Origin of the sequence: Selenomonas ruminantium subsp. ruminantium ATCC 12561 (assembly GCF_000424065.1) — a bacterium.
Taxonomy (GTDB): domain Bacteria; phylum Bacillota; class Negativicutes; order Selenomonadales; family Selenomonadaceae; genus Selenomonas_A; species Selenomonas_A ruminantium.
This window is the reverse complement of the sequence record NZ_AUJE01000002.1, coordinates 60,426-72,754: the sequence shown is the minus strand read 5'-3', so window position 1 is coordinate 72,754 and position 12,329 is coordinate 60,426. Positions and strand designations below refer to the sequence as shown.

General features: G+C 39.0%; 12 protein-coding genes. All 12 read right to left on the bottom strand.

The annotated features are described in order from the left end of the window. Positions 1–70 precede the first annotated feature (70 nt). Positions 71–658, bottom strand: a complete 588-nt coding sequence (locus G598_RS18370; protein WP_026765390.1) for a hypothetical protein — start codon at positions 656–658, stop codon at positions 71–73. Positions 659–963: 305 nt separating this feature from the next. After that, positions 964–1,896: an NAD-dependent epimerase/dehydratase family protein gene (locus tag G598_RS0101155; protein ID WP_026765389.1), complete on the bottom strand. Its 933-nt coding sequence runs from the start codon at positions 1,894–1,896 to the stop codon at positions 964–966. A gap of 14 nt (positions 1,897–1,910) precedes the next feature. Further along, positions 1,911–2,930, bottom strand: a complete 1,020-nt coding sequence (gene rfbB / locus G598_RS0101150) for a dTDP-glucose 4,6-dehydratase (protein WP_026765388.1) — start codon at positions 2,928–2,930, stop codon at positions 1,911–1,913. After that, positions 2,931–3,506 carry a dTDP-4-dehydrorhamnose 3,5-epimerase gene (gene rfbC / locus G598_RS0101145; RefSeq protein WP_026765387.1) on the bottom strand — a complete coding sequence of 192 codons (576 nt, stop codon included), beginning with the start codon at positions 3,504–3,506 and terminating at the stop codon, positions 2,931–2,933. A gap of 18 nt (positions 3,507–3,524) precedes the next feature. Further along, on the bottom strand, positions 3,525–4,397 hold the full coding sequence (gene rfbA / locus G598_RS0101140; RefSeq protein WP_026765386.1) for a glucose-1-phosphate thymidylyltransferase RfbA: 873 nt from the start codon (positions 4,395–4,397) through the stop codon (positions 3,525–3,527). A gap of 38 nt (positions 4,398–4,435) precedes the next feature. Next, positions 4,436–5,098 carry a D-sedoheptulose-7-phosphate isomerase gene (locus G598_RS0101135; RefSeq protein WP_026765385.1) on the bottom strand — a complete coding sequence of 221 codons (663 nt, stop codon included), beginning with the start codon at positions 5,096–5,098 and terminating at the stop codon, positions 4,436–4,438. Next, the gene (locus tag G598_RS0101130) at positions 5,099–6,499 is read right to left on the bottom strand and encodes an HAD-IIIA family hydrolase (RefSeq protein ID WP_026765384.1); all 1,401 of its coding nucleotides are present in this window, start codon (positions 6,497–6,499) and stop codon (positions 5,099–5,101) included. 552 nt (positions 6,500–7,051) lie between these two features. Continuing rightward, entirely contained in the window at positions 7,052–7,867 is an 816-nt protein-coding gene (locus G598_RS0101120) for an HAD-IIA family hydrolase (RefSeq protein WP_026765383.1), read from the bottom strand. Continuing rightward, on the bottom strand, positions 7,864–8,583 hold the full coding sequence (locus tag G598_RS0101115) for a phosphocholine cytidylyltransferase family protein (RefSeq protein ID WP_026765382.1): 720 nt from the start codon (positions 8,581–8,583) through the stop codon (positions 7,864–7,866). Before G598_RS0101115 ends, G598_RS0101120 begins: the two co-directional genes overlap by 4 nt. After that, a complete protein-coding gene (locus G598_RS0101110; RefSeq protein WP_026765381.1) occupies positions 8,584–9,612 on the bottom strand; it encodes an iron-containing alcohol dehydrogenase family protein in 1,029 nt (342 codons plus the stop codon). It abuts the gene before it with no gap. A 27-nt stretch (positions 9,613–9,639) separates the two neighbouring features. Further along, positions 9,640–10,857 (bottom strand): CDP-glycerol glycerophosphotransferase family protein, encoded by a 1,218-nt coding sequence (locus tag G598_RS0101105; protein WP_026765380.1) that lies wholly within the window; start codon positions 10,855–10,857, stop codon positions 9,640–9,642. A gap of 20 nt (positions 10,858–10,877) precedes the next feature. Beyond that, a complete protein-coding gene (locus G598_RS0101100) occupies positions 10,878–12,284 on the bottom strand; it encodes an oligosaccharide flippase family protein (RefSeq protein WP_071837928.1) in 1,407 nt (468 codons plus the stop codon). Positions 12,285–12,329: the final 45 nt, after the last annotated feature.

The window sequence follows — 12,329 nt, the reverse complement described above, 5'->3', positions numbered from 1 at the left end:
ATAACCATCATCCCCCACTTTTGTGGCACAACTACAAAAGATCCCCAGTGGGAGCCTTACGTTTATTATGTTAAAGTCCATATACTCCATACATTATATCGTCTATTGCTTCTATCGCTCTTTTTAGATGTTTAAAGTTAATGTGTAAAATGACATTTAGTGAATCATTAGCTTGTTTATCAGTTGGATAACGAAAGTTAAATGACATCGGATCTAATTCTGCAAAAATTGCTATTATTTTACCAAAAAAATCTATAAAACGATTTATCTTCTTTTCTTTAAAATTATATCCATTCAAATATTCTTTAACAATATCACTCGTTTCTTTCCAAATTTTATCTAAGTCATGACCTACACGATGCAAAAACTCAGAAAACAATTCATTATCATAATTAACTTTTTTTCGATATACCTCTTTAAGTAATAGTTCGAGATATTGTCTATAACTAAAAAATATAGCAAACATCATTATATCTGCAGCTCCATGATTTTCAATCAGAGTATCGCCAGCCTCTTTATATGACATTATATAGCCAAAAGATATAATTGAATGAGATTCCACATCTCTTTGCCAACCAAAATCTGCAGAATCAATGTCATATATATCTTCCCTTAAAATATCCTCGATATTTATTTTTTCGAATTTTTCTTTACTCAAATTAACCCCCCCTATATAATGAAATCCATAAACCATTCCACATATTCATTGTACCACGACAATAAGTGGCTCCGTGCAGCATAACGAGTGGCTCTCAATAGGATATTGACCTGGTTCTACGGAGCGAAATACATGCGCAGCTGCATGTTGCACAATACTCGTTTGCAGTTTATTCCAAATTGCTGGAGGTGTCAATATTATTTGTTACATATCTAAATTATTTTATTTGGCTGTATATTCTGTCTTTATCATCGAAAGAAAAATCTTTATCGTAGAAAATCTTTCACGATAAAGATTCTTTATTATCAACAATCCTTAAAATATGCCACGGTACGTGCTAGCCCATCAGCTAAATCCATCTCTGGCTTCCAACCAAGATTCTGCCGTGCATTCTCGTTACATAACATCGAGCGATTGATATCGCCTTCTCTTGGATCTGCAAACTTAGGCTTTACGTCTTTCCCTGCAGCTTTAGACATTAACTCAACAAGTTCCAACAGACTGGTTTCCGTCTGATTACTAAGATTATAAACAGTATTGGCCTTATCCGTAGTCATGGCTGCAATGATACCACTAGCAATATCCCCGGCATATATGAAGTCACGTGTTTGTTTACCGTCACCAAAGATCGTTATATCTTGTCCATTGGCAATACGCTTAGCAAAAATGCTGATAACGCCACCTTCACCGGTATCCCCTTGACGCTCGCCATAGACATTGGCAAAGCGCAAGGCTACGTAGTCAAGACCGTACAAATCATGATAAAGCTGCAGGTATTTTTCCACGGTCACCTTAGTTAGACCATAGAATGACATGGGCGCCAGCGTTTCGCTCTCTTGAATAGGCAGCTTATCTTCTGAAACATTACCATAAGCAGCCGCTGTAGAAGCGAAAATTACACGCTTGACGCCACTATGACGGGCCGCCTCCAAAACATTTACCGTACCCATGATATTTTCTGATGCATCAAATTCTGGATCTTTGATAGATACATCTACCATAGTTTGGGCTGCCAAATGCACTATAACATCAAATCTACCTTGCTCAATCTTTTCTCGAACCAACTTATCACGAATGTCCATTTCCCAACAAGTACAAGTATCCTTACCTTGCGGCAAATGTTCCCATGCTCCTGTGCTCACATTATCCAAGACTGTTACTTTATGATTATTCAGCAATAGCAGACGCACTAAATGTGAACCAATGAAGCCAGCCCCACCTGTCACTAAAACTTTCACGATAACATACCTCTTTATTTTTTTTCATACATACGCTCATAATAATCCTGATAATCACCACTGATGATATTTTCCCACCACTGGCGATTATCCAAATACCACTGTACCGTGGCTTTTATGCCATCTTCGAATTTCGTTTCCGGCAGCCAGCCCAGTTCATTATGAATCTTAGTCGGATCAATGGCGTAACGGCGGTCATGGCCCTTGCGGTCACCAACGTATTCAATCAAATCTTCACTCTTGCCCAACTGTTTGAGGATTGTCTTAACCACATCAATATTAGCCCGCTCATTATGGCCGCCAATGTTATAAACCTCACCGACTTTGCCCTTCTCTAAAATAAGATTGATGGCCGCACAGTGGTCTTCCACATAGAGCCAGTCACGGACATTGAGGCCGTCACCATAGACCGGCATTTTCTTATCCGAAAGCGCATTGATAATCATCAACGGAATCAGCTTCTCCGGAAAATGGAAGGGTCCATAGTTGTTCGAGCAGCGAGAAATGGTCACCGGCACTTTGTACGTGCGATGGTAAGCCATCACCAGCAAATCTGCCGAAGCCTTGGAAGCCGAATACGGGCTGGACGTATGCAGATTAGTTGTCTCCGTGAAAAACAAATCCGGTCTGTCCAGCGGCAAATCCCCATAAACCTCATCCGTGGACACCTGATGATACCGCTTAATCCCATACTTGCGGCAGGCATCGAGTAGCACACTCGTGCCGATAACATTGGTCTGCAGGAAGATTTCCGGATTTTCAATCGAACGGTCTACATGGGATTCTGCCGCAAAGTTCACGATAACATCCGGCTTTTCCGTTTCAAACAACTCGTACACAGCCTTACGGTCAGCAATATCTGCGCGTACAAACTTAAAATGGTCATTTTTCATGGCTTCAGCCATGGTTTCCATATTACCCGCATAGGTCAGCTTATCCAGGCAGATAATCGTATCTTCCGGACGTTTTTTCAGCATATGATAAACGAAGTTTCCGCCGATAAAACCGGCACCACCAGTTACAACGATTTTCATTTAACAATTCTCCTTATAGACAAACTGATTATCACTGTCGGACAAAGTCGGCCCGGTTGTATCTTTCTCACTGAGCACCGGCTCAATGCCAGCCAGCAAAGAGCCCCAGTCCACATTTACCTCCGGCGCATCATAACGCATGCCGCCTTCTGATGCTTTGTTGTAGACATTATCGCATTTATAGCGGAACTCCACATCATCCGTCAAGGTCAGGAATCCATGCGCAAAGCCACGCGGAATCAGGAACTGACGATGATTTTCTGCACTGAGTTCCACCGAAACCCACTTGCCAAAGGTTGGACTGCCCTTGCGGATATCCACAGCCACATCGATAACCCTGCCCTTGGAGCAGGAAACCAATTTCGCCTGTGCATAGGGCGGATTCTGCCAGTGAAGCCCGCGCAAAGTCCCCTTCTGCGCGGAAAAACTCATATTGTCCTGTACAAAATCATTCGTAATGCCCAACGCTTCATACTTCGGTTTGTTATACGTTTCCGTAAAATAACCGCGATGATCACCAAATACATCCGTCTCGATAATCAGCACACCTTCGATATCTGTCTTAATAACCTTCATGCCAAACAAAAACTCCCTCTATTCCCGAATCATGCGGATAAGATATTTGCCATATTCATTCTTCAGCAAAGGCTGCGCCAAGTGCTCCACCTGTGCTGCATCAATATAGCCCATACGATAGGCAATTTCCTCAAGGCAAGCAATCTTCAGTCCCTGCCGTGCCTGAATCGTCCGCACAAAAGAGGCTGCATCGAGCAGGGATTCATGCGTGCCGGTATCCAGCCACGCATAGCCACGACGCATCTTCTCCACCTGCAGCTTGCCGCGTTCCAAATACACCTTGTTGACATCCGTGATTTCCAGTTCACCACGAGCCGAAGGTTTAATGGATTTCGCTACGTTTACAATATCTTTGTCGTAGAAATACAGACCAGTTACCGCATAATTAGACTTGGGCTGTGCTGGTTTTTCTTCCAAGCTCAACGCGTGGCCATGTTCATCAAACTCCACTACGCCATAACGCTCCGGATCGGACACATAATAAGCAAAGACTGTTGCACCGTCTTCCATCGATGCAGCACGCTGTACCGACTGTGCTAAATCTGAACCGTAGTAAATATTATCACCCAACACCAATGCACAGCCTTCACCATTGATAAATTCTTCACCAATGATAAACGCCTGCGCTAAGCCATCGGGACTGGGCTGAATTGCATAGGAAATGCTGATTCCCAGCTGGCTGCCATCTCCCAGTAATTTTTTAAAGGATTCGTTATCCTGCGGCGTGGTAATAATCAAAATATCCTTTATCCCCGCCAGCATCAACGTGCTCAAAGGATAATAAATCATTGGCTTGTCATAGACAGGCATCAATTGCTTGGAAACCACTTTCGTTAATGGATATAAGCGAGTTCCCGAACCACCTGCCAATATTATTCCTTTATTGATCAATGGAAAACACTCCTAATTGCTTACTATAGTTTAACCAATTAAATACGTTTATCCCCCATCTCATCAGGATAAAATTCTGCCTCAACCGCCAAACAGATAGCATGATATACAGGCAGATGCATTTCCTGAATTTTAAACGTTTCTTTTTGCGGCACATTGATCAGCACATCTGCCAAAACTTTAAGTGCCCCGCCAGATTCCCCCGTCAGACCAATCACCTTTATCCCCATTGCCTGTGCCACCTCGGCTGCATAAATGACATTCGCAGAATTTCCCGAAGTGCTTATTGCAATCAGAACATCACCTTCCTTGCCCTGCCCAAAGACCTGCTGGGCAAAATTCATATCCGGTGCCACATCATTGGCATAAGCCGTCAAAAGCCCCGTCTCGCTGACCAAGGAAATGGCCGGCAGAGCCATTTGCAGGTTCCTGATGATGTAATCACTATCCTTGCAAGATGAGAATTTCTCCTGCCATTCAGCACTTACTTTTCGCTTGCAAACAAACGCCTTCATCAACTCACCAACGATATGCAGAGAGTCTGCTGCACTGCCGCCATTGCCGCAGCACAAAATCTTATTCCCATTTCTGTAGGCATCTATGATGCACTCTGCAGCTTTCACGATTTCGGACTTATTGACGCGAAGTTCCGGATAACGCTCAACCAGTTCTTCAATTTTGGTTAATGAATAATCTTTCATTTATGCCTCCATATGTTCTTCCACAAAATCCAGCAGATTATCGACAGTAACCTCCTGCCCATAATCATCCGTCTTTTCCCGACTTAGCAAAGCAGTATGCACACCTGCATTTTTCCCGCACGCAATATCCGCTTCACTGTCACCTACCATCCACGAAGCTGCCAAATCAATATTAAAATCTTTGGCCGCCTGCAGAATCATTCCGGGCTTCGGCTTACGACAGGTGCAATCCATCTTCAGTTCCGGCACCTCACCAGCAAAGCCCTTATCCGGATGATGCGGACAGTAATACAACGCATCGATATAAGCACCTTCCTTGCCCAGGTCCGTTTCCAGCTTACGATGAATTTCCTCTAATCCTTCAAAAGTTACTTCACCACGTGCTACGACCGGCTGATTGGTGATAACAATAGCCAAATACCCTGACGCATTGATTTTTCGAATAGCCTCTGCTACTCCTGACAACAATTCCAATTCATCCGTTTTACGCAAGAAACCTACATATTTATTCAATGTACCGTCTCTGTCCAAAAATATGGCCTTTTGCTTGTGCGAAAGATTCTTGGCCTGAACAATTCCAGCCTTAAAATCCTTTGCCACCGCTTCAAAACGCTCGGGTGTGCCCATATCCTTGACATACTCCGGCGAATCGTAGCAGTATACGTTGTACCCGCCAGCTACATTCCTGCCGCAAAGCGGTTTCAAAATCTGTCTGTCCAAATCGACCTTATAGATTTTGCTATCAGCCTGAACCTTACCTATCTGCGACACATCTATACCAGACACTACTGCAGCTTTATCCAATGCAGCCACATTCATTACATGCACGCCTGCATTGACGCGGTTTTTATAATATTCCGGACGCACATCTTCCTTGGTCAGCCATTTTTCCACACCACCATCAACAGCCGCCAGAATCAGGCCGCTGTCATAAGGATGCGAATTGGGATGCGTGAACAAAGTCGCCCGAGCCCCCTTGGCACGATGATACGCCACCAAACGCTGAAAATTCAGATCAAAGATACTATCCGCATTCAGAAGCAAAAAGTCCTCACTGCCATCTGCATCATCAACCAGCTTATCCCGCAACTTATAAAGAGCACCCGCATTGCCCAGTGGTTCCTGTTCATGAAAATATTCAATCTGCACCCCAAAAGGCTTACCCGTAACAGGGCTGACGCCTGAACCATCACCAAAATAATCCACGATTTCCTCAGCCAGATAGGATACGGTAATGATGAACTGCGTAAAACCTTGCTCACGCAAAGAATTGATTTCCCATTCCAATACTGGCACACCATCAATAGGAATCATAGGCTTAGGCAGCACCTTCCCGGTAAGCGCCTTGCTGTAATCAGCAATCCTTGTACCACGGCCACCGGCCATTATAACTGTTTTCATTTATAAACTATACCTCCAACAATCAAACGCTCACTGAATAATGATATAGGGTACTTTTAGTTTTTCCCACTCTATTGCCCCCTTTTTTAAGGTATAATATAAGTATTGATATAAGGTTATTTTTTGAAAATAAAAAGTGATAAAAGTCTTCCTCAAGGCACTAGCTTCAATGATGATGTACACCATACCATGTTCATACTACAAAAGTTGCCTCCAACCATAATCCCAGCCATCAAAGAAATCTTTGGCCATTCATTCCCTATTACCTCATGCGCTTCGAAGATAAATTTACAGCGATAGAAAAGATGCCATACAAACACACTGCTATGTTAACAGATTAACACAGGAAATGTTTACTAACCTAGAATCTTATGCAAAAACACTAAACGCCCCAGTATTTATAGCGATATAATACAACTTGCAAAACGCATTGCAGAATACCCACTCAGGATAAATATTACTAGATAAATCACTTTATAGAGGACCATCTAAAAGGTGCAGGCATGACCACGCTAACAGTCATGCCTGCTTTCATTGGTATAAGCCGTCAATTTATAAACAACAATTATAAATATCCATAACACTAGCAAATGTATAGGTAGGTTTAATATTCCCCTCTAATATTTCATGAATACTTGCTTCTCCGGTTAACACGCAAACCGTGCTAACCCCTGCATTCATCCCCGTTGCAATATCTGTATACAATCTATCTCCAACTACACATATTTCGTTCACTTCATACCCTAACTTATCTTTTACAATATCAACCATAGTAGCTTCAGGCTTGCCTATAAAAATTGGCCATTTTCCTGTAGCACGCTTAATCATCTCACAGATTGCTCCACAATCAGGAATAAATCCAAATTTGACCGGACAGGCCCAATCTGGATTAGTAGCTATATACATAACATCTTGAGTACTCAATATCTCACATGTATTTCTCACCTTACTAGTAGTAAGTTCCATATCGAATCCAACCAAAACGACATCTACCGGCTCCACTTCTGTAGTTATATCTATATTTTCCATTACTAATTCATTCAAGAAACTCCTAGTTCCTTGGCAATATACCTTAGCATTCGGCATATTTTTTTTTAACCAAAGTATAGTTGCCTGAGCTGATGTAAAGAAATTATTCCTATCAGCTTTTATCCCCCAATTATTAACCTTTAATACATAATCTTCAACAGACTTTGATGAATTATTCGTAATAAAAACATACCTTCCACCATTATCCGCAATCCAGTTCAGCAACTTCAAACTGCCAGAATAAAGAATCTCTTCTTCACCAATAGTTCCGTCCATATCAAATAGCCACAACTTTTTCTTTTTCAATTCAGTTGCATCTACTCCAAAGCAATCATTCATTTAGCAAACAGCTCCTCTGCAGCAGCTAAGTCATCATGGTTATCAATTTCCAGCCATCTCCCCTGTAAAGGGCAAGCATGAAATTCAACATCTTCTAAAGTGTCATTCAATGCCACCTCACTCCAAAGCTTTAGTTCTTTTTTGTTTTCTATATAATCCACGCAATGATTAAATAATTTTTTCCCACCTTCAGAAGATAACTTATAAACATCAATCGACGTACCCAATGCCTCATTTTCACTAATCTGTTTAGATATAGATGTGATTCTCCCATCATTTTCTACTACTTTCATAGATTCATCCAGATATCTCCCCATATCAACTACAATAGCATTCGAAGAAGAATCATTTAATAATGCTGCAATAACTGACGCATCATAAAACACATCAGCATTCATCATCAAAAACGAGTCATATATATTATCAGGAAACATTTTCTTTATTCCAAGATAAGCAGAGTACATATTGTTAGTATTGGCATAATCAACAGATTCAACTATCTTTATCTCCGGCCAAATATCATGAATCTTTTTTTTCAATATATCAGATTTATATCCAGAGACTATGGTTATATCTGTTACATTGTTTTCAAGCAAATTCTCAATTTGCTTAACCAATATTGGTTTTCCGTTAACAGGAACCAATGATTTTGGTAATTTATCAGTAATCGGTGCCAATCTAGTTCCTAATCCTGCTGCTAAAATAAGTGCTTTCATTTACAACTCCTCCTCAAGCTCGCGATAAACCAATCTAAGTTTCTTTTCATTCAAATCTGCTTCATGCAAATAAGTATATCGATTTTTTCTCATTTCTGTCGCATGTTGCATACAATAAATAAATGTATCTTCATCTATTCCCATATTTACCGGATTTATATCCACATCAAATTTCTTCAAATAAGAAATAACCCACGAAGGATCTTCGCCTATAATTTTCAAAACCGCTACAGTTCCTAAAGCTACATTAAAACCATGCAAGTTCTGTTTATCACAGTAATAGTCTAACGCATGTGAAAAAAGATGTTCCGAACCACTTACCGGCCTACTACTTCCTGCATAGTCCATAGCAATCCCTGATAATATCAACGAATTTGCAAGAACCTCTAAAAACTCTGGGCATATACTATCAAACTGTGTCTTCATTAGTGCGTCTAAAGATGTACGTGACATCATATAGGCATATCCATTCATTTCATCTTTTCCACGTTCAACAGCAAAATCCCAATCTTTAAGCGCCATATAGTTAGAAATTGTATCTCCTATCCCTGCTTGAATCAAATGTAGCGGGCAATCTGCTATAAGCCCTGTATCCATAACCATCATCGATGGCATAGTACAACCTAAACTTTTAGGTTTTCCATCCTGCCGTTTAAGAACTGCTATAGGTGACACAATTCCATCATGTGCCATAGTTGTAGGAATCGAGAGAAACGGACGTTTAGAAATAAACGCAGCATATTTGGCAACATCCAATATTTTTCCGCCGCCCATAGCCACTATACATGCTATATCTGTAGCAATAACTCGCTCTGCCACCTCCATAGCATAGGTTATAGTATTATATTCAACCGCTTGTTCTTTTATTTCTCCAACAGCTTTTATTTGTGGACGTACTACATTCCCATAAAGAGAATCAACATATGGGCCAGCAATATATAAAACTTTTCCAGACACTCCATAATCTTTGAGAGTACGTTCAATCTCATAAATTCTCCCAATTCCTATTTTTATAACGTTATTATTCATCACCTATCACCAAAGCTTTTAATAAACTCATTTATTTGAAAATAACTTTCCACATATACTATAATAGCTAAACTCAAAATCATACGCTTTATTTTTTTGCACTATACTATGTTCTACCAGTTTATCCTTATAACCATTATCTTCCACATATCTTCTTATATTAACAAGCAATCCATCACTATCATAAGCACAAAATTTATCAACAACTGATAAATAATCACATAAGAAACCACGTTCATTATTATTATACTCTTCAAAGTCAGGACTATAAAATAGGACAGGTTTATTCCAATAGAAAGCATCATAACAAACAGATGAATAATCTGTAATCAACAACTCTATTGAAGATAAAATCACATTCACATCAAAACTCTTAGGCAAATAGCAAAAATGAATATCCTCTATCTTCGGAATATCATGTTTCTCTGCCGAATGCTCCTTTTCTATCCACAATATATCATTTTCCACTATATAATCCTTCAACATATCATTCATCAAAGGGTGCTCATAGGAACCATTATCTCTAAAAGTTGGCAAATAAATTATAACATGGTCAAATTTTTCTATCGTATCCAAAATTATTTGCTCTTTACACGTCATCTTAGGTACTGGCAGATTTCTTGGAAATCCACACTCTATATAGCTTGATTTTTCTCTTCCATGGAATATAGAACATCTTTCTGTACATAACCTGCCAGATGAAGCATATAGAACTTTATCCCATTGCCCTTGAGTAAACAGAGATTTAAAAAACTTGCTATATGAAAATTTATTGTATATCTTTTTAACAATATTATCTTTTCGGCGAAACTTTACATCACTTCCAGCCTTTAATGGAATACCATGCCACAGGTTATACTTTTTTGCCCCCGCGGAAAGATGCCCTATAAAATCACCAGCATATTTACCGGAACTATAATTACAATTGCAATTAATATGATATCCTGCTTTAATATGATAATAAATACTCCGAATATCATACATCATATAACACTCATATCCCATATTTGTTAATTCATCACAAATGGATTGTTTTCGCGTAACCCAAATCACTTTATGAAATCCATATTCATGACCATGATTATGCAGATATTGGAATAAATTACGTGTATTATCAGCAAAATTCATCCCCATCCATGCGCCGAACAATACAATATGATTATCACGTCTAATAAACAAATTAAGAACCATTACCAAAGCATTAATCACTGGTGCAGATAGTTTATTTATTAATCTATATATCATTCAAATCACCTTTATCATAATTACCTTTTAATTGTTTTTTTAAATAATACTGGATTACGTATATAAGCCCATATCATAAAGATAAAATAAATAGAGATGCCATAAATTATAATATTGAGAAATGGTGTGAAAATAACTTTTTCTCGTAAATACAATAACATTCCAGCAACTGGAACGGCAAATAAAATTAATTCTATTTGCCGTCTACCATAAGGCATCAATTTAAAGAATCTATAATTTTGATAAGCATTCATAGTATTTATTACAAAATGTGAAAGTGATAATGCACTGGCTGCACCGATTAAACCAAACATTGGTATAAGCACATAACTAAATATAATCGTTAACACCAATAAAATTGCTGAATTATAAAATGCAACCCTTGAGTACTCTGTCATTTTCAATAAAGCTCCTGCTGGACCGATAATTGCATCGTACACCGTACCTAAGCAAAAAATGAACAAGACGGTTATTAAAGTTGGATTATCAAGAACGGATAAGTGAAACAATTGAAACAATTCTGGTGCACATACCAAAATAAATGTTAAAGCAGGCATGATTAACATTGTTATTATTACAGATGATTCCTCAAACATTTTTCGTATATCATCCAAACGTGCTTCTTTATAATAAGCCGCCATTAATGGCCATGTTGTAACAAACGGTGCAACAAAAAGTGCTAACCCTGCACTAAAATTCTCACATACACGCAAAATGCCCACGTTATAATTATCCATAAAAAATGCTGTGACAAATCGATGTAAAGAACACTGAACTATACCAATGGATGATACAAAAAATAGTGGTATACAATATAGTAAATATCTCTTTACATCCACTAGAGGCTGCCGTTCAATATTCATATGCCTATAACGAAAGACAATATTGCTCCATCGGCCCACAGTACAAATAAATTCTAGGAAAATATAAGCAAATAAAACATCTTGCAATCCAGCTCCAATTATTCCTAACCAATAAATGCAAAACAATTTTCCTATTAGTGTCAAAACCAAAGTTCCATCATTAAAAACATTACGTTGCTCCCCTTGCAAGAATGCACCAGCTAGGGTATTAAACACCAGTAATACTAGATAACTCATCAGTAACAACAACATATCAGCCGGTAATGACAACACTTTTGCAATATATGGAAAAATCGGCAGCATCAATATCCCAAGAAAAATCAGCAATGCAAAAGAACATAAAAATGATACTAGCGCATACCATTTTCTGACTCCAAGTGAACTTGCAGATGCAACCTCGCGTATCAATCCCGAATCCATTCCTAACAGCGGAAAAATACTTATCACATTGGCTACAGATAAAATTAAACTAAAGCTTCCATATCCATCTATTCCCAACAATCCACTCAGTTGTACTTGTATAATAAATGCTAAAATTGCTGCAAAAACTTTAAGGACAAACACTTTGGCAACACGCGAAAAAAAAGATTTTTGTAAAATTATAATCCC

Coding starts and splice junctions, on each gene's coding strand:
- G598_RS0101120 (WP_026765383.1), bottom strand. CDS start 7,867: ATGAATGATTGCTTTGGAGTAGATGCAACTGAATTGAAAAAGAAAAAG.
- G598_RS0101105 (WP_026765380.1), bottom strand. CDS start 10,857: ATGATATATAGATTAATAAATAAACTATCTGCACCAGTGATTAATGCT.
- G598_RS0101135 (WP_026765385.1), bottom strand. CDS start 5,098: ATGAAAGATTATTCATTAACCAAAATTGAAGAACTGGTTGAGCGTTAT.
- G598_RS0101130 (WP_026765384.1), bottom strand. CDS start 6,499: ATGAAAACAGTTATAATGGCCGGTGGCCGTGGTACAAGGATTGCTGAT.
- G598_RS0101115 (WP_026765382.1), bottom strand. CDS start 8,583: ATGAAAGCACTTATTTTAGCAGCAGGATTAGGAACTAGATTGGCACCG.
- rfbB (WP_026765388.1), bottom strand. CDS start 2,930: ATGAAAATCGTTGTAACTGGTGGTGCCGGTTTTATCGGCGGAAACTTC.
- rfbC (WP_026765387.1), bottom strand. CDS start 3,506: ATGAAGGTTATTAAGACAGATATCGAAGGTGTGCTGATTATCGAGACG.
- G598_RS0101110 (WP_026765381.1), bottom strand. CDS start 9,612: ATGAATAATAACGTTATAAAAATAGGAATTGGGAGAATTTATGAGATT.